Source organism: Rhizobium mulingense (assembly GCF_029194105.1).
Lineage (GTDB): Bacteria > Pseudomonadota > Alphaproteobacteria > Rhizobiales > Rhizobiaceae > Rhizobium > Rhizobium mulingense.
In genome coordinates this window covers 155,908-172,958 of record NZ_JARFVE010000015.1, presented here as the reverse complement: position 1 = coordinate 172,958, position 17,051 = coordinate 155,908, and the positions used below count along the sequence as shown (strand labels likewise).

Below are 17,051 nucleotides of genomic sequence, written 5' to 3'. Positions count from 1 at the left end.
TAACCTGAAGGCCGCAGGTTCAAATCCTGCCCCCGCAACCATATACAAAAATAGCCCGCCAATCCGGCGGGCTTTTTGATTCCTAGAGACGTCAATGCTAGCAGTCAGCGATGAGCGATGAGCTGATTTTTCGAATCCAGAATGCCTCAGGCGATCATGTAGCCCCCGTCCACCGGCATCGATATGCCGTTTACCATGGCAGCCTCGTCAGAGAGGAGAAAAAGGACAACCTCGGCAATGTCCGCTGGCTCAGCGAAGCGACCGACAGGAATTCGCTTCATCATCCCCGCGGCCTTCTCGGGGTCGCTCCAAGCCTTTACCGCCATTGGCGTCATCGTGACCGTTGGGTGGACGCCGTTCGCGCGTATACCGTGAGGCGCAAGCTCCTTTGCCATGACCCGGGTCAAGCCATCCAATCCTCCCTTTGAGGCACAATAGGCCGCGTGATCGGGGATGCCGATGAAGGAGGCGACCGACGAGACATTGACGATGGCGCCTTGACGACTGTCCTTGATCAGCGAACGGGCGTATTCCTGGCCGACGATCATCGGAGCACGCGTGTTGACCGCGACAAGACGGTCAAATGCTTCGACTGTTGTCTCCAGGAACGGCTGGAGCTCGGTCGTGCCGGCGCAGTTGACCAGGAAATCGGCCGGAAGGGCGGCGATCGCCGCCTCTCTCGTCGCATCGGCGTCCGCGAGATCGACCTGTATGGCCCGGCAGCCGGATTCCCCACGCAGTGCTTCGACATCGGCGGCACTCCGGGTCAGGGCGACGACATGCGCGCCCCTTTCGACCAGCATTTTCGCGATTTCTCGTCCAATGCCTTTTCCGGCGCCGGTCACAATGACCGTCTTTCCTTTGAACTCCATTGGTCGTCTCCCTTACAGCCTCTGGCCTGTTTCCCGATCGAAGATATGCGCACGCCGGGGATCGATGTGGAAATACATCGTCCGTCCGGGATCGATCTCGATGCGTTCGCGGATGAGGGCGTCGATGGGTACGCCTCCGGTGCGGCCGAAGATCAATGTCTCCGAACCCGTGGGCTCGAACACCGAGACTTCGACCGGAACGCCATCCTCGCCGATCGTGATATGCTCCGGCCGGATGCCGTAAGTAACGGCTCGTCCTTCGTCCGCATTTGTATTTCCCAGCGGAAGGGCGATACCCTGGTCGGTGACGACGACCTTTCTGCCGTCGCGGGTCGTGATGCGGCCCTGCAGGAAGTTCATCGACGGGCTGCCGATGAAGCCGGCGACGAAGAGGTTGACCGGGAAGTCGTAGAGATCGAGAGGCTTTCCGATCTGCTCGACCCTGCCGTCGCGCATCACCACGATCTTGTTGGCCATCGTCATGGCCTCGATCTGATCGTGCGTGACGTAGACGGTGGTGGTCTTCAACCGCTGGTGAAGCTCCTTGATCTCGACGCGCATAGTGACGCGAAGCTTGGCGTCGAGGTTCGACAACGGCTCGTCGAACAGGAAGACCTTCGGATCGCGGACGATCGCGCGGCCCATCGCCACGCGCTGACGCTGCCCACCCGACAGTTGCTTCGGATAACGGTCGAGATAGGGCGTCAGGTCGAGAATCTCGGCTGCCCTGCCGACCTTCTCGTCGATCTCCGCCTTGGGACGCTTGGCCATCTTCAGCGGAAAGCCCATGTTCTCGGCGACCGTCTTGTGCGGATAGAGCGCGTAGCTCTGGAACACCATCGCGATGTCGCGCTCCTTCGGAGGAGCGTTGGTGACGACACGGCCGCCGATCCGGATGTCGCCGCCGCTGACGGTCTCGAGACCAGCGATCATGCGCAGCAGCGTGGACTTGCCGCATCCGGATGGACCGACCAGCACGACGAATTCGCCGTCCTCGATGTCGACGCTGACGCCGTGCATGACCTGAAGCGCGCCATATTTCTTGGTGACGTCGCTCACCTGTACGTTTGCCAATGTCGTGCCTCCCTAAAGCAGCAATTTGAAGCGCCACAGCGTCCTTTGCGCGTCTTGGAAGACGCGGTACGCTGTCGTGTCGTGATGGTGTTGACGGAATTCATCGGCTCATCCCTTCCAGACGAGATAGGCGCCGAGGGCCGCCGAGATTGCTGCCGCAAACCATACCGAAAGCCCGAACGGCTCGATGAACCGCATCCAGAACAGCGAGAGCGCGACCCAGATCACCACCGAGATGAAGAGCCGGTCGAACCAGTTCGTTTCGATCGGCAGAAACCCCGGCTTGCGTTCGTCATTTCCTGATGGAGACGTCATGGCTTCATCCTTTCACGGCACCGAAAGTCAGGCCGGCAACGATGTGACGCTGCACCACCGAAAAGACGATGAGCGCCGGAACCAGTGTCAGCATTGAGATTGCCGCCATGATGCCCCAGGCCGTCCCCGTCGTGGTCACGTATTCCGACAGGCCGGTGGTCAGCGTCCGCGCATTGAAGTTGGTCAGCGTCGCCGCAAGCAGGTATTCGTTCCAAGCAAACACCCAGGTCAGGATCAGCGTCACCGCAAGTCCTGGCCGCGCCAAGGGAAAGACGATGTCGTAGAGAACGACCCATGGGCTGGCGCCGTCCATATAGGCGGCCTCATCCAACTCCTTCGGAATGCCTTCCACCGTCGGGCGCAGCGTCCAGATGGCGAAGGGAAGATTGAAGGAGCAGTAGACCAGGATCATGCCCAGCCGGGAATCTGCGAGCGAGAAGTCGCCGATCTTGTAGACCTGCGTCAGCAGCAGGAAGAGTGGCAGGAGGAAGACCGCCGGCGGCGCCATGCGGTTGGTGATCGTCCAGAAGAAGATGCTTTCCTTGCCGGCGAGGTCGAAGCGCGTCAGGGCGTAGCAGGCAAAAAAACCGAGCGTCGTCACGAGGAGCGCGTTGCCCGACGAAATGATCATCGAGTTGAGCATGTACCCGCGCAAGGTCGGATTGGTCAGCACATCCTGGTAATTCTTCCAGAAGAAGCTCCGGAGAATGACATCGGGCGTCGAGAACAGGTCGAAGGGCTGTTTCACCGATATGACGAACAACCAGTAGATCGGGAAAAGGGTCACAAAGCTTATCAGGGTCCACAGGACGGCCGGAAGCCAGGGGATCTGCTTCTTCATCGCTTCAACCTCTCTTCACGCGGGGCGCAATCAGGCCGACGTAGAGCAGCCAGCAGACGACGATAGTGAGGTAGAGGACGGTGACGGAGATTGCCGAACCATAGCCGTAATTCGTCTTGGGGAAGACTTCCCGGAAGATATGGACGCCAATGTAGCGGGTCGATGAACCCGGGCCGCCTCCGGTCAGCATCAGGACTTCGTCGACGGTACGGAGTGCATCCATCAGCCGGATGAACACCGTGGCGAGCAGAGCCGGGCGGATCAGAGGGAGCGTAATGTGCCAGAAGATCTGGCTCTTGCCCGCGCCGTCGATCTGCGCCTGTTCGAAGGGGTCTGACGGAAGCGAGACGAGGGCGGCGATCAGCGACAGGGTGACGAGCGGCGTCCAGTGCCAGATGTCCATGATCACCGTCACGGTGAAGGCCGCGACAGCACTCTGGCCGATATTCAGATCGTACCCGAACCAGCTCCTCAAAAGATAGGGAATGATGCCGATCGACGGTGTGGTCATCAGCTTCCAGACGGAGCCGACGATGATTGGCGCCATGATCAGCGGTAGGGTATGGATCGTGCGAAACACTGCTTTTCCGGGAAAGTCCTTGAGCAGCGCCTGGGCGAGGATGTAGCCGAGAACCAGCTCCGACACGACGGCGAACAAGACGAATGCCAGGGTTATGCCGAGCGATGCCAGGAACTGCGGGTCGAAGACGAGCCGCCGATAGTTTTCAGCCCAGTTGAAGATCATGCCCGGATTGGCCGCGAACGGGTTCCATGAATGGAAAGAGACCCAGAGGACATAGATGAACGGAAAGATCCCGAACAATCCGAGGATCACTATGGTCGGTGACAGCAACAGCCACCCGAGCTTCTGCGAATGCATCGCCTATCCCCCATTGAACGTTATGTGGACGTCCGCTCCATTCCGGAGCGCAAGATGACGGGTCGTCGGAACGACCCGTCAGTTGGGGAGGATGTTTTATTTGCGATAGCCGAGCGAGGTGAGCTCCTCTTCAGCCTTGGCCGCCATCTGGTCGAGGCCTTCATCGGGACCGATCTTGCCCGTCAGGATGTCGTAGAAGATCGGAGCGGTCGCTTCACGCACCTGAGCATGGAAGGGGTAGGGAGGAGCACCGGCGAAGAGCTTGCCCTGGTCCTTCAGCATCGTGTAGAAGCCGCCGAGCTTGACGTCCATCTCCTTCACCTTTGGATCGTCGAACGTCGCCGTGTTCGTGATGCGCGGTGCGGCGATGGCCCAGTCGGGCTGCACTTCGTTCTGACCGATGAATTCGAGGAAGAGCAGCGATGCTTCCTTGTTCTTGGACGTGACCGGCACGCCGAAGGCGCCGCCATCGTAGTAGCCGATATAGCCTTTTCCGGCTTTCGCATCTTCCAGCACGCCCGGCTCGAGCGGCGGCAGAGCAAACCCGACCTGGCCGACTACCTTCGACTGCGCTGGATCGCTGGCGATCCACGCGGCGTTCTCACCGTAGATCAATCCCTGGGCGACGCGGCCCGCGGCGAACGTCGTTGCTGTTTCCGTCCAGGTTGACTGCGTCGATTCCGGCGGGGCGATGTCGCGCAGGTGCAGCCAATATTTCAACGCGGCCTTCGCCTTGTCGCCGTTCATCGCGCCGCCATGTTCGACCGTTGCCGCATAATTGTTCTTGGCGTCGATGCCCCAATTATAGACGCCGAAGGTTGGCACGATGGACTCGAAGAATTCATACCACGACGCCGCATGGCCTGTATGTGCCTGAGCAGTCGTGCCCCAGAGTTCCATGCCATTGTCCTTGCCGTATTTCGTGAAGAATTCGGCGATCTGGGTGTATTCCTCGTGGGTGGTAGCCGGCTTCAGGTCCTTGCCAGTTTCCTTCTTGAAGGCTTCCTTGATCTTCGGATCGTCGAAGAGGTCCTTGCGATAGAGATAGGTCTTCAGGAAGGCTTCCATCGGAACGCCGAAGAGATCGCCGCTCGTGTCCTTGAAGTAGTCGGCAAAGCTGGTGAAGTTCGCATCGTCGTAGGTGGGGGCTTTCAGATCCGGCTGGTCTTTCAGCGTCTTCGTGATGTCGATGAGGAAATTCCTGGCGAGATAGGAGTAGATGATGTCCTGTTCGATGTAGACCATGTCATAGATGCCGGTCTTGGATTCCATATCCTTGATGGCCTTGTCGTACATCTGATCCCAGGACGTCGTCTCGATGTCGACCTTGATGCCGGTCTTCTTTTCGAATTCCGGAGCAAGCACGTTCTTGATGTAGTTCGACGGCGGGGTGCTTTCGGTGACGCCGTGTAGGGTGACGCCCTTGAATTTAGCACCGGCGTCGGACCAGAAGTCGACCCAGGCCGGTGAAGCAGCGGCGGCGAGGCTGAGCGTCAGCGCGAGTGCGCTAGCCTTCAAAGCATAGTTCATTTCCAATCCTCCCTGAGTGCAGCGAGATCATTTCGCCGGTGCTTTGTGTAGGCCAAAAAAACCGGCAGCGCAACATTTGTTGTCAAGACATGCAAATGCTCTGTCTATCCTATTGATTTTCGCGGAAACTAAATCTTTACGGGAAGCCCCAGTATTCTCGGTCCGAGATAAAATGTTGCGATGCAAGCAATTTTTGCAAAGCAGCAAAAAACATGCCACGAAAATTATTTGTTGCCTAGCCAAACTAAATGCCCTAGCACTGTCCGTAATCAAAGGCATTTCGTGGAGGAAAAGACCATGCGTCGATTGGGTATCCACTCATTTGTATGGACAGGCGGCCAAACGCAGGAAGGGCTGGAGATGGCCCTCAACAAAACGGCTGAACACGGATATCGCACGATCGAATTTGCCTATCTGCGCCCTGAGAAATTCAACCTCGATCGATTGGCCAAGCTTGCCCAGTCCCTTGACGTCGAGATTGGCGTAACGATGGGTCTTCCACTCGACAAAGATGTATCGAGCGAGGACATATCCGTTGTCTCCGCTGGCAAGCAGACGTTGGCCGACGCCATTCGCGCGGTGCGCGATATCGGCGGCAACAAGCTCGGCGGGATTCTGTATTCCGCGCACACCAAGTACAATCGCCAGCCGACGAAGAAGGGCTGGGACAACAGCGTCGCTGCGATCGCTGCGACCGGGGAAATCGCCACACAGGCAAACGTCGACCTCGTCCTTGAGATAGTGAACCGGTTCGAGACGAACCTGCTGAATACGACGGCGCAGGGACTCAAGTTCATCGCCGAGACGGGATCGGAGCATGTCCGTCTCCATCTCGACACCTTCCACATGAACATCGAGGAAGCCAACCCGGCCGCCGCGATCCGTCTCGCCGGCGACAAGATCGGCTACTTTCACATCGGCGAGAGCAATCGCGGTTACCTCGGCGACGGCGTGATCAACTTCGATCTGATCTTCGACGCGCTGCTCGACATCGACTACAAGCGCGACATCGTGTTCGAAAGCTTCTCGACGACGGTTGTCGACGAAGGCCTGTCGCTCGCCTGCGCGATCTGGCGCGATACCTGGGAGGATAATGATCCGCTCGCGGCGCACGCGAAGCGCTACATCGAGCTTAAATATGACGAGGCCAAGCGCCGCCGCGCCACAAACGCGCGGCCCTGATTATCCTTCTGACAGCCTGTTCCAATCGTGTAAGGGTTGGGCGACTGAAGGGAATTGCAAGATGAACGACACCGTCTCCATTGGAAGTTCGCCGCGCAGGATCCGGCAGAACAATATCGTCGCCGCCTTGCAGACGATCTACGCCCACGGGAGCCTCAGCCGGGCGGATCTCGCCCGCAAGCTCGGCATGAATCGCTCATCCTCGGGAGAGATCGTCGCTGAACTGACGGAAGGCGGGTTCGTTCAGGAGTCGGACGAGGGTGCAAAGCAGCGGCTGGAGCATTCCCGTGCTGGGCGCCCGGGCATCATGCTCGAACTGGTTCCCGATGCCGCATTCTTCGTGGGGATCGAGATTGGCGTCGAGCATATATCAGCGGTCGTTATCGATCTTTCCGCCGAAGTCCGGGCATGTCGGAAAATGGCCTTCGATACGCCGTCCTCCACGGTGGAGGAAGCCATGGCGCAGGGTGTCGAGCTTATTGTCAGTGCGATGGCAAAGAGGATGATCGGAAAGTGCAAAGGTCTCGGCATATCGACGCCGGCCCATATCCGGCCGGATGGATTTGTCACCCTCGCACCCATCATTGGCTGGCGAGACGTACCGTTGAAGGAGATTGGCCAATCCGCCTTCTTGGCCGCCTTCCCAGCCGCCGTGCCCATCGCGGTCGAAAACGACGCCAACGCCTTTGCGATCGGTGACAGCTATCGTCATGGCGCCGCAGGTGTGACCCTGTTTCTGCTCATGGAAACGGGCGTCGGCGGCGGCATCATGATCGACGGCAAGCTGTTCCGCGGCGGCCACGGTCTGGCGGGAGAAATCGGCCACACCCTGGTGCCGGGAAGCGGCGGCCAGAAGTTTGAACAGCTGATCGGTCGCGAGGTGCTCATCAGACAGTATCGCGAGGCTGTCGGACGCCAGGAAGCGGATCTGCAGGAATTCCTCGGCGACGTTCGTGACCGTGTCCCGGCTGCCGTCAATATCGCCGAAAGCTGGTCGCGGCATCTCGCATACGCATTGCTGCAAGCCTGTCGTCTGCTCGATCCGGACAGGATCGTACTGGGCGGCTCCGTGGCGTCGCTCTACCCAATGGTGGCCGCACGGGTGGCGGTCCACATGTCGGAGGGCCAGAACATCCCTTTCCCCACGCCTGAGATCGTCGTGGACGATGAGGCGGAGTTCGGTTCCGCCTTCGGGGCGGCATGCATGCTGCACCAGCGCTTTCTGTCATTGGAGAGCGAGGAGTTCGGCAGCGAGGATGGTGCGCCGGCCCAATCGGCGCCGGGTTGATGACAAGAACTTTCGAAAGCAGGATTGCACATGGCTTCAGCATTGGCCCCGGATGCGCTTGGTCCTACGGTCTGCGTGGGCGAGATCCTTGTGGAGATCGTCGCCACGACCGTCGGAGACGGGTTTCTCGAAGCCCAGCCGCTTGTCGGTCCGTTCGCGAGCGGGGCGCCGGCGATCTTCATCTCGCAATGCGGTCGCCTGGGCGGCAAGGCGGCCATGGTCGGCGCCGTCGGCGATGACGATTTCGGCCGTGTCAATACGGACCGCCTGAAGCGCGACGGCGTCGATGTTTCGGCGATTTCGATCGATGCGGACTATCCTACGGGAAGCGCGTTTGTTCGCTATCGCGCGGATGGCTCCAGAAATTTCGTATACAACATCGCCACATCCGCGGCGGCCCGCTTCGGCTGGTCTCAAACGGTCGGCGATCTCATCGATCGAAGTGGACATCTTCACGTGATGGGCTCGGCTCTGTCGGTCCCCAGTGCGCGCGAAGTGATCGACAAGGCGGTCGACATCGTAAAGGCGCGCGGGGGAACGCTCTCGGTGGATCCGAACATTCGCAAGGAATTGAAGCTGGACGAGGACACCGAGCGCCGGTTTTCCAAGCTTGTGGCCGCCGCCGATCTCGTTCTGCCGACCGGAGAGGAGCTCGAGCGTGCCGCAGGTGTCGAAGGCGAGGCAGAAGCGATCCGTCGCTTGTTCGAGATGGGCGTCAAGGAGATCGTGCTGAAGCGCGGCGTCGACGGGGCGACCTATTTCGGCAGGCAAGGAGACCGCATCGACGCTCCGGCATTTGTCGTTCAGGAGGTCGACCCCACCGGCGCCGGCGACTGCTTCGGCGGAGCCTATCTCACTTGCCGGCGGCTCGGAATGTCTCAGAAGCAAGCGTTGACCTATGCCTCGGCCGCCGGCGCCCGCAACGTGACGGTCCTAGGTCCGATGGAAGGTGCCGGCACTCGGCAGGAACTGGACGCGTTCATCGCTTCAACGGAAAGGCGGCGGTGATGCAGGTGCATCTCAACGAACTGGCCAGGCTGCGGATCGAAGGCCGTCCGACAGGCGTGACCTCCGTATGCTCCGCCCATCCGATCGTGCTCCGCGCCGCGCTCCGGCACGGGCGGCAACAGGGAAGCACCGTCCTCATCGAGGCTACCTGCAACCAGGTCAACCACCTTGGCGGCTACACAGGAATGACGCCAAACGATTTCGCGTCCCTCGTCGTGAAGGTGGCCGCCGAAGAAGGGTGCCCCGAAAAACTCATCCTTCTCGGCGGTGACCATCTCGGCCCCAATCCCTGGCGCGACCGCCCGGCGGAAGAGGCCATGGTCGAGGCTGAGAAGATGATTGCCGCCTATGTCGCGGCCGGTTTCCGAAAGATTCACCTCGACGCCTCGATGGGCTGCAAGGGCGAGCCGGTGGGGCTTGATGATGAAACCACGGCCCGTCGCGCCGCCCGGCTGGCAGCAGTCGCCGAAGCTGCAGCGAAGAAGGTCGGCGGCGCAATGCCGGTTTACGTCATCGGAACCGAAGTGCCGCCGCCGGGCGGGGCTGATCATGCCCTGACAACAATCGAACCGACGGCTGCGGCAGCGGCACTGAAGACGATCGATGTCCATCGTCGGATCTTTGCGGAGGCAGGACTCGGGCAAGCGTTTGGACGCGCCATCGGGCTGGTCGTTCAGCCGGGCGTCGAGTTCGGCAATCACAACGTGATCCTGTATGAGCGCAACGAGATAGACACGCTGAAATCAGTGCTCATCACGGAGCCGCAATTCGTGTTCGAGGCTCACTCGACGGATTATCAGGGAAGCCGACCGTTGTCCGCGCTGGTGGAGGACGGGTTTTCCATCCTGAAGGTGGGTCCCGAGCTGACCTTCGTCCTGCGCGAGGCGCTCTATGCGCTGGATGCGATCGCGTCGGACCTCTTGCCCGATTACGGCCAGCGTCCGCTCTATGCGGCGATGGAAGCGCTGATGCTCGAGCAGCCAGGCAATTGGAGCCGCCACTACCACGGGACAAATGCCGAGATGCGCTGGCTACGCCACTACTCGCTGTCAGACCGCATCCGCTATTACTGGGCGTCTGCTGAAGCGCAAGATGCCGTCGGTCGCCTGTGCGAGGCGCTTCGAGGGCAATCCGTACCGCTGCCGTTGTTCTGGCAGCATATGCCGGCCGCAGAAGATTTCGCGGATGCGCCGCTCGATCCGGAACAGGTTTTGATTTGGAGAGTGACGAAAAGTCTTTCGGACTATCACGCAGCCTGCGGCATCGAGAAAAATTAGCAGTCAGGATCAAGACAGGAGGAAAAAGCGATGAACGAATTGAATGGGAAAATCGCGGCGGTCACGGGTGCAGCGTCAGGCATAGGATTGGCCTCGACCGAGGCGATGCTCGCCGCCGGTGCGACCGTCGTGCTGGTGGACCGGGATGAGAAGGCCCTTGAGACGATTTGCGCCCGGCTTGGCGAGCGCGCTATTCCGCTGGTCATCAACTTGCTGGATCCGGATCAGTGTGCGGGACTGCTCGAAGGCGTCCTGTCGAAGACCGGCAAACTCGACATCCTGCATGCCAATGCGGGCACCTATATCGGCGGCGACCTCATGGAAACCGACCTCGATGCCATCGATCGGATGCTCAATCTCAACGTGAACGTCGTCATGAAGAACGTTCGAAATGTCATTCCTCACATGATCGAACGTGGCACTGGCGACATCGTCGTCACCAGCTCGGTCGCGGGACATTCTGCGGTTCCGTGGGAACCGGTCTATTCGTCATCGAAGTGGGCGATGACGTGCTTCGTCCAGACGATGCGACGCCAACTTCTGAAAAATGGCATTCGTGTGGGGTCGGTTTCTCCAGGGCCGGTGATCAGCGCTTTGCTCGCAGATTGGCCGGAGGAAAACCTTCGCAAGGCCAAGGAAGCTGGGGCTTTGATCGAGCCCAAGGAAGTCGCCGATGCGATCATCTTCATGCTGACCCGGCCGCGCAACGTCACCATCCGCGATATCGTGGTGCTTCCCAGCGCATTCGATATCTGAAGGAGCCGAACATGAGCTACCAGGAGAAATTTCGCCTCGACGGCGAACGTGCGGTGGTCACAGGCGGAGGGCGTGCGATCGGCCTTTGCTGCACCGAGGCGCTGGCGGAGGCGGGTGCCGCCGTCGTCGTTATCGAACGCGGCGAGGCCGACGCCCAGCAAGCGCTTGCGCTGCGCGACAAGGGCTACGACGTCGAAGTCCAGGTGGGCGACGTCACCGATGCGGCCCGCATGGATGCGATTGCGACCGAACTTGCCGACCAAGGTCGGCCGGCGACGATCCTCGTCAACAATGCTGGAATTGGCCAGAGTGGCATCCCGGCGGAGGAGCTCACCGATGCAGACTGGCTGCGCATGATGGAGGTCAATCTCAACGGCGTCTTCTGGTGCTCGCGCGCCTTCGGTCGTCCCATGATTTCGCTGAAACGCGGCGCCATCGTCAACCTCGGCTCGATGTCGGGACATATCTGCAACCGGCCTCAACCCCAGACGGCCTATAATGTCTCCAAGGCGGCGGTCCATCATCTCACGCGTTCGTTGGCCGCCGAGTGGGCGCATCACGGCATCAGGGTAAACGCCGTCGCGCCCACCTATATCGAGACACCGATGGTGGTGGCCGTCGAAGCCAATCGCGAGCGGATTCCGCTCTGGCTCGCCGACACGCCGATGGGAAGGATGGGAATGCCGGAGGAGGTTGCAAGCGCGGTCCTCTTCCTCGCATCCGGCGCCGCCAGCCTGATGACCGGCGCAATAGTCAACGTCGATGCAGGATTCACCTGCTGGTAACTCCAGTCTTCTCAGCCAGTTCTGCAAATCTCTGTGCGATCATGCCCCCGCAACCAAATACACAAAAGCCCGCCTCGTGCGGGCTTTTTTGATTCCAGAACACATCAGAGCAAATCGCTGGCACGAAGACTTCATCTTCTCGCGGAAGGCCAGATAGATGCCCGCAATGGCCAGCTTCAGCTGGTTCACAAACAATCACCGTTTTGTCCTGAAGCAGCGCAATACAGAGACGTGCGCATCGAACCAGTCGTCTCGAACGTCCTGAACCCGCAAACATCATCGCCAGCGACGGCATAACTGTAATGGCATTGTAAGAGGTGCGTCACCGTTATACCATGTAGCCTGACAAAGTGCACAAGTGCTCAGTGTATAGCCGGAGCCGAAGTCCGGTTGAGCGTTTCAACCCGATGAATAAGTAGTCGCGGATCATGGAACTTATCGTCGCCCTTGGCCTGATCGTCTTCAAGGTCGCGTTTCTGATTGCGCTCTTGCTGCTGCTGCCCTTGCCGCTGACCTGGCTGGAACGCAAGATCGCAGGGCACATTCAGCAGCGGATGGGACCGATGCGCGTGGGGTGGCACGGGCTTCTGCAGCCGGTGGCGGACGGAATCAAGCTCTTAACCAAAGAGGACCACATCCCGGCCGAGGCCGATCGCTTCCTGTTCAAACTGGCGCCAATATTGGCGCTCGCCCCGCCCTTTGTGGTGTTCGTCGCGATCCCCTTCGGCGAAAGCATCTCGGTCCTCGGCGCCGAGATCACGCTCTACGTCTCCAACATGAATGTGGCATTACTCTTCGTCTTTGCGGTGATCGGGATCGAGGTCTATGGCGTCATCTTCGGTGGTTGGGCCGCGAACAGCAAATACGCGGTCCTCGGCAGCCTCAGGACCTGTGCGCAGATGATCAGCTACGAGATTCCGATGGGGTTCGCGGTGATCGGGGTGGTTATGTTGGCGCAATCCATGAGCCTGCTCGACATCGTGCGGGCCCAAACCGATGTCTGGAATATCGTCTACCAACCGGTCGGCTTCTTCGTGTTCTTCGTCGCCGGATTGGCCGAGGCGCAGCGTATACCTTTCGACCTTTCGGAAGCGGAAGGCGATCTGGGCGCCGGCTTCCATACAGAATACAGCGGTATCCGCTTTGCATTTTTCATGGTCAGCGAATATGCCATCGTGTTGCTGGTGTCGGTTCTGGTGGTGATCCTGTTTTTCGGCGGCTGGAACGGCATCCTCATCCCCTTGCCACCACTGCTCTGGTTTGTGCTCAAGGTCGCATTCTTCGTCTATGTGTTCATCTGGTTCCGCTTCACTTTCCCCCGCTACCGCTACGACCAACTGATGGCGATCGGATGGAAAGTCTTGCTTCCTCTGTCGATGGCGAACATAATTATAACCGGCGTACTTTTAGGGGCCATGGCGGCTCCGTAGCGAGGCGGCGATGTCGCGCGCGCAGGACAAAGTTGGAACATGGATTGGTTGGGCGTTCTTCGCCGATCTGGCGAATGCGTTGGTTCTGACCTTCGGCTACCTATTCTCCAGAACCGTAACCATGCAATATCCGGACAAGGAAAAATGGCTCCCGTATTCACGCTATCGCGGGCATCACTTCCTTACGCGTGATGAAGAGGGCGAGATCAAGTGCGTGGCCTGCGAACTCTGCGCGCGGATCTGTCCCTGCGACTGTATCGAAGTCGTCCCCTACGAGGACGAGAAGGGCAACCGGCACCCGGCCAAATTCGAGATCGACACGGCTCGCTGCCTGTTCTGCGGGCTGTGCGAGGACGCCTGTCCAGCGGATGCAATCGCCCTTGGCCAGCAGTACGAATTTTCGAGTTTTTCCTCGCGTGACCTGGTGATCGGGCGCGACGACCTGCTCGCCAAGCCGGGCAAGGCGGCAACCGGCGGCGGCGTGGTTACCGCACGCCTGAATACCAAGAAGGACGTGCTCGTCGAGACGAAAGAGATGCAGGGCTATAACTGGTGGCGGAATATCCGGCGAACGTGAACGCGCGCCATCCGTCAAGCCGGAGCGCGCAGACAGGAGGCTCAGATGCTTGTCGGCGAAATCATGAAGAACAAGGGTGTCGGTGTCATCGCGGTCGCGCCCGATCAGACGATGTTGGAAGTCTTGAGGCTGTTTCGCGACAACAATATCGGCTTCGTCGTCGTCAGCCAATCGAACGACGAATACCTGGGTTCGCTATCGGAGCGGGATTGCTGCAATGCGGTGGCGGAATTCGGGGCCGAGGCGGCGATGATGCGGGTCGCGGATGTCATGAACCGGAATGTGGCTACCTGTTCGACACGGGATTTGCTCCCCTCCGTGATGGGGATCATGACCCAGCGGCGTACGCGTCATGTGCTGGTCCTGGATGGAGGCGACGTTGTCGGCGTGGTCAGTATCGGCGACGTTGTTAAACATAGGCTCGACGAAGCGCAGCGCACAGAGCAGGATCTGCAGGACTACATCTGCGGGACCAGGTATCACTGACGTCGCTAGAACAGGATGATTTTAGACCTGGTCGGCGTAAAATCTGAATCCTGTTCTAAATTAAACAGTTAGAGCAATGTCGTCCGAAAACCGCTCACACTTTTCGGCATCATGCTCTGGGCAGCTTGCGGAGGCGCGGCGGCCCGATTCCAAATCTTCAGACCCCACGCCAGATCCGGCTCGTGCGGTTGGCCTCAAGAGTGGCGTCCACCTTCTGGACTTCCACCGGGCATGGGTACTCACCCCGCCGCATCAAGCCGTTGAGACGCAAGGCTCTGTAGTTTTCCGGAACGAAGACGAGGCCCTTTGGAAACCGGGGGTCGACCTTCAGCTGCGCCGCCAGTTCGCCCTGGGCGGACCGCACAATGACCTGATCGCCATCCGAAAGGCCAAGCTGTGCGGTATCCTGCGCGCTCATCGCGACATAGGGATCATTGGCGACCGTGTTCAGGATGTCCGACCGTTCGGAAAGATATCCGTTGTGGAACAGGCAGTCACCGGTGATCAGCATGAGCCGGTCGGCTGCTGGCGGGACGGGCGGCGGCGAAAAGAACCTGGCCGCAGGTGCCGTCGGCACCGCCTTGGTGAATGCGCCGTCGGCGCCAAGTCCATCCTGTGTCAATCCCTGGTAGGCGGGAACAAGCCGCGCAATCTCGTCGAAAATTTCGCCTTGCGTCGACGGCCGCAGTGCCTGGTTGCGAAGCGCCGCGACGAAGTCGAAGATCGCCAGATTGCTCCGCGCCTCGAAGGCGGGTTCGCGAAATTTGCGGATCTTCTGGATTCGCCCCTCGTTGTTGGTGAACGTGCCGGTTTCCTCGCCGTAACCTGCCGCGGGTAGGACGACGTCGGCAAGGCCCGCCGTATCCGTGAGGAAGGCGTCCTGCACGATCAGGAGATCGGCGGCGCCAAGCGCCCGCGTCACGAAATCCCTGTCAGGATAGGCAATCAGAGGGTCGGTTGCGACGATGTAGAGAGCGCCCATCCGGCGGCCGACGCAGAGCTCCAGAATGGCGTCGAGATCCGCGCCGGGTTCAGACGGGATTTCGACGCCCCAGTTCCGCGCAAGCGTTGTGCGCGCTACGTCGTCGGTTACCGCCCGCAACCCCGGCAGAGCCGCCGGCAGAACTCCCATGTCCCAAGCGCCCATCTGGTTGGCACGGTCGAAGAGGAACTGCATCGCCAGGTCCTTGCCGAGCAGGCGCAGAGCCTGCAGCAGGTTATTGATCTGCTGCAGCGTCGCGCTGGCTTCGGGTGATCTCAGGAGGTCGACGCTGACTAGTACGGTGACGCTGCGGCCTTCCTTAAGCGCCGCGGCCAGACGGTCCGGCCCGTCAATGCGGGTTTCCGCCGCTGGCTTGCCGATTGTCGCGCCAATGCCCGCAAGAACGTTGCCCGGTAAGGCCTCACCAACTGCCGCTACGAGACCGGCCACCACCGCCGCAAGGCTCGCCGCTTCTCCGCCCGGCGGCACGCGAACCGCCACCCTGGCATCGGCATCCAGACGGGATGGCCGCGCCGAGAGCATGAGCAATCCGGTCTGCCGTCGCCGCACGCCATCCCGCAGCAGGTATTCGGTGACCGGGTTCTCCTCGGTGACGTTGCCGCCGACGACGAGCACGCAGTCGTTGTCGATCACTTCGTCCAGCGGTGCGCGGCTGTTGAAGGCTGCCATTAGCAGGCCGAGCGTATCGAAGGGCGTGGACCAGCGTGACGAGCAATCAATGCTGTTGGTCCGGAATGCGGTCCTCATCAGCTTCTGAAACTGATAGAGTATCTCGTTGGGTAGGCGAGGCGAGGCCAGCCCGCCGGCAGCCTTGCCCTCGACGGCCGACAGCCGCTGGCGCAGATAGTCCCCCGCTTCGTCCCAGGAAACCGGAACCAGGGTGCTATCACGACGGATCATCGGTCGCTTGATCCGGTCCCGGTTCGCGACGAAATCCAGGCCGAAGCGTCCCCGAACGCAGAGGACTTCGCGGTTAAGCCCCTCGTCCCACTTCGAGCGCACCCGCATGAACTCGCCCTTGCGCGTGCCCACCGTCAACTGACAACCGGTGCCACAATGCGGGCAGACCGTATCGGTCTCGACCAGATCCCAGGGCCGCGCCTTGTAGCGATAGGGGAAGCTCATCAGCGCGCCGACTGGGCAGACCTCGACGCAATTGCCGCACTGATCGCAGCTTGCGAGACTGCCCTCGAAGCCGGTGACGGCGGTATCCATGCCTTTTTCAACGGTACCCAGGGCGACCGCGCCGACGACCTCCTCACACATCCGGACGCAGCGTTGACACTGGATGCAGCGGTTGACGTTCATGATGATGACCGGGCTGAGACGGATGTCCTCGGAATGGAATACACGTTTTGGATCGTGAAACTCGCTTTTGCGAGGCCCATAGGCCATCACCATGTTCTGAAGCTCGCATTCGCCGCCCTTGTCGCAGATCGGACAGTCGAGGGGGTGGTTGGCGAGCAACATATCGAGCATGGAAGCGCGCGTTTCCTCGATCAGAGCTGTGTTCGCCCGCACCACCATACCCTCGGTGACGGCGGTGGCGCAGGACGGCTGCAGCCGCCGCTGCCCCTCGATCTCCACCAGGCACATGCGACAGGAGGCCAGCGGCGGCAGACGCTTCAGATAGCAGAAGGTTGGGATATCGATGCCCAAACGCCGGGCGGCCTGCAGCACCGTCGAGCCAGCCTCAACGTCCAGCGTTTGTCCATCGATCGTAATGTTAACCATACTTCCTCGCACT

General features: G+C 60.2%; 16 protein-coding genes. 9 read left to right on the top strand and 7 right to left on the bottom strand.

Annotation, left to right across the window (positions count from 1 at the left end):
• Positions 1–146 precede the first annotated feature (146 nt).
• From PYR71_RS27445 to PYR71_RS27420, 6 genes are all read right to left on the bottom strand, one after another.
• Positions 147–872, bottom strand: coding sequence for an SDR family oxidoreductase (locus PYR71_RS27445; protein WP_275621618.1), 726 nt, complete (start codon positions 870–872; stop codon positions 147–149).
• Between the two features lie 12 nt (positions 873–884).
• Complete coding sequence (locus PYR71_RS27440; RefSeq protein WP_275621617.1) at positions 885–1,946, bottom strand: ABC transporter ATP-binding protein; 1,062 nt, start codon at positions 1,944–1,946, stop codon at positions 885–887.
• Between the two features lie 108 nt (positions 1,947–2,054).
• Positions 2,055–2,261 carry a DUF2160 family membrane protein gene (locus PYR71_RS27435; RefSeq protein WP_097583474.1) on the bottom strand — a complete coding sequence of 69 codons (207 nt, stop codon included), beginning with the start codon at positions 2,259–2,261 and terminating at the stop codon, positions 2,055–2,057.
• A gap of 4 nt (positions 2,262–2,265) precedes the next feature.
• Positions 2,266–3,102, bottom strand: coding sequence for a carbohydrate ABC transporter permease (locus PYR71_RS27430; protein ID WP_183920086.1), 837 nt, complete (start codon positions 3,100–3,102; stop codon positions 2,266–2,268).
• Between the two features lie 4 nt (positions 3,103–3,106).
• Positions 3,107–3,982, bottom strand: a complete 876-nt coding sequence (locus PYR71_RS27425; RefSeq protein WP_275621616.1) for a carbohydrate ABC transporter permease — start codon at positions 3,980–3,982, stop codon at positions 3,107–3,109.
• Positions 3,983–4,078: 96 nt separating this feature from the next.
• Positions 4,079–5,512 carry an extracellular solute-binding protein gene (locus PYR71_RS27420; protein ID WP_275621615.1) on the bottom strand — a complete coding sequence of 478 codons (1,434 nt, stop codon included), beginning with the start codon at positions 5,510–5,512 and terminating at the stop codon, positions 4,079–4,081.
• 297 nt (positions 5,513–5,809) lie between these two features.
• Between PYR71_RS27420 and PYR71_RS27415 the strand changes: the two genes are divergently transcribed.
• The 9 genes from PYR71_RS27415 to PYR71_RS27375 all read left to right on the top strand — a co-directional run bounded on the left by PYR71_RS27415 (position 5,810) and on the right by PYR71_RS27375 (position 14,301).
• A complete protein-coding gene (locus PYR71_RS27415; protein WP_183920097.1) occupies positions 5,810–6,694 on the top strand; it encodes a sugar phosphate isomerase/epimerase family protein in 885 nt (294 codons plus the stop codon).
• 61 nt (positions 6,695–6,755) lie between these two features.
• Positions 6,756–7,982: an ROK family transcriptional regulator gene (locus tag PYR71_RS27410; protein ID WP_183920080.1), complete on the top strand. Its 1,227-nt coding sequence runs from the start codon at positions 6,756–6,758 to the stop codon at positions 7,980–7,982.
• A gap of 30 nt (positions 7,983–8,012) precedes the next feature.
• A complete protein-coding gene (locus PYR71_RS27405; RefSeq protein ID WP_183920078.1) occupies positions 8,013–8,990 on the top strand; it encodes a tagatose kinase in 978 nt (325 codons plus the stop codon).
• Complete coding sequence (locus tag PYR71_RS27400; RefSeq protein WP_275621614.1) at positions 8,990–10,267, top strand: D-tagatose-bisphosphate aldolase, class II, non-catalytic subunit; 1,278 nt, start codon at positions 8,990–8,992, stop codon at positions 10,265–10,267. Before PYR71_RS27405 ends, PYR71_RS27400 begins: the two co-directional genes overlap by 1 nt.
• A 30-nt stretch (positions 10,268–10,297) precedes the next feature.
• Entirely contained in the window at positions 10,298–11,023 is a 726-nt protein-coding gene (locus tag PYR71_RS27395) for an SDR family oxidoreductase (protein ID WP_275621613.1), read from the top strand.
• Positions 11,024–11,034: 11 nt separating this feature from the next.
• Positions 11,035–11,808, top strand: coding sequence for an SDR family NAD(P)-dependent oxidoreductase (locus PYR71_RS27390; RefSeq protein WP_275621612.1), 774 nt, complete (start codon positions 11,035–11,037; stop codon positions 11,806–11,808).
• Between the two features lie 428 nt (positions 11,809–12,236).
• Positions 12,237–13,238: an NADH-quinone oxidoreductase subunit NuoH gene (gene nuoH / locus PYR71_RS27385; protein ID WP_275621611.1), complete on the top strand. Its 1,002-nt coding sequence runs from the start codon at positions 12,237–12,239 to the stop codon at positions 13,236–13,238.
• A 10-nt stretch (positions 13,239–13,248) separates the two neighbouring features.
• Positions 13,249–13,815, top strand: a complete 567-nt coding sequence (locus tag PYR71_RS27380) for an NADH-quinone oxidoreductase subunit I (RefSeq protein ID WP_183920069.1) — start codon at positions 13,249–13,251, stop codon at positions 13,813–13,815.
• Positions 13,816–13,860: 45 nt separating this feature from the next.
• A complete protein-coding gene (locus PYR71_RS27375; RefSeq protein ID WP_275621610.1) occupies positions 13,861–14,301 on the top strand; it encodes a CBS domain-containing protein in 441 nt (146 codons plus the stop codon).
• Between the two features lie 157 nt (positions 14,302–14,458).
• Here PYR71_RS27375 and nuoG read toward each other — a convergent pair whose 3' ends face one another.
• Positions 14,459–17,038 carry an NADH-quinone oxidoreductase subunit NuoG gene (gene nuoG / locus PYR71_RS27370; RefSeq protein WP_275621609.1) on the bottom strand — a complete coding sequence of 860 codons (2,580 nt, stop codon included), beginning with the start codon at positions 17,036–17,038 and terminating at the stop codon, positions 14,459–14,461.
• Positions 17,039–17,051: the final 13 nt, after the last annotated feature.

Bases quoted from the DNA above. Each gene is read 5' to 3' on its own strand.
- PYR71_RS27445 (WP_275621618.1), bottom strand. From the start codon at position 872: ATGGAGTTCAAAGGAAAGACGGTCATTGTGACCGGCGCCGGAAAAGGC.
- PYR71_RS27435 (WP_097583474.1), bottom strand. From the start codon at position 2,261: ATGACGTCTCCATCAGGAAATGACGAACGCAAGCCGGGGTTTCTGCCG.
- PYR71_RS27430 (WP_183920086.1), bottom strand. From the start codon at position 3,102: ATGAAGAAGCAGATCCCCTGGCTTCCGGCCGTCCTGTGGACCCTGATA.
- PYR71_RS27425 (WP_275621616.1), bottom strand. From the start codon at position 3,982: ATGCATTCGCAGAAGCTCGGGTGGCTGTTGCTGTCACCGACCATAGTG.
- PYR71_RS27420 (WP_275621615.1), bottom strand. From the start codon at position 5,512: ATGAACTATGCTTTGAAGGCTAGCGCACTCGCGCTGACGCTCAGCCTC.
- PYR71_RS27415 (WP_183920097.1), top strand. From the start codon at position 5,810: ATGCGTCGATTGGGTATCCACTCATTTGTATGGACAGGCGGCCAAACG.
- PYR71_RS27410 (WP_183920080.1), top strand. From the start codon at position 6,756: ATGAACGACACCGTCTCCATTGGAAGTTCGCCGCGCAGGATCCGGCAG.
- PYR71_RS27405 (WP_183920078.1), top strand. From the start codon at position 8,013: ATGGCTTCAGCATTGGCCCCGGATGCGCTTGGTCCTACGGTCTGCGTG.
- PYR71_RS27400 (WP_275621614.1), top strand. From the start codon at position 8,990: ATGCAGGTGCATCTCAACGAACTGGCCAGGCTGCGGATCGAAGGCCGT.
- PYR71_RS27395 (WP_275621613.1), top strand. From the start codon at position 10,298: ATGAACGAATTGAATGGGAAAATCGCGGCGGTCACGGGTGCAGCGTCA.
- PYR71_RS27390 (WP_275621612.1), top strand. From the start codon at position 11,035: ATGAGCTACCAGGAGAAATTTCGCCTCGACGGCGAACGTGCGGTGGTC.
- nuoH (WP_275621611.1), top strand. From the start codon at position 12,237: ATGGAACTTATCGTCGCCCTTGGCCTGATCGTCTTCAAGGTCGCGTTT.
- PYR71_RS27380 (WP_183920069.1), top strand. From the start codon at position 13,249: ATGTCGCGCGCGCAGGACAAAGTTGGAACATGGATTGGTTGGGCGTTC.
- PYR71_RS27375 (WP_275621610.1), top strand. From the start codon at position 13,861: ATGCTTGTCGGCGAAATCATGAAGAACAAGGGTGTCGGTGTCATCGCG.
- nuoG (WP_275621609.1), bottom strand. From the start codon at position 17,038: ATGGTTAACATTACGATCGATGGACAAACGCTGGACGTTGAGGCTGGC.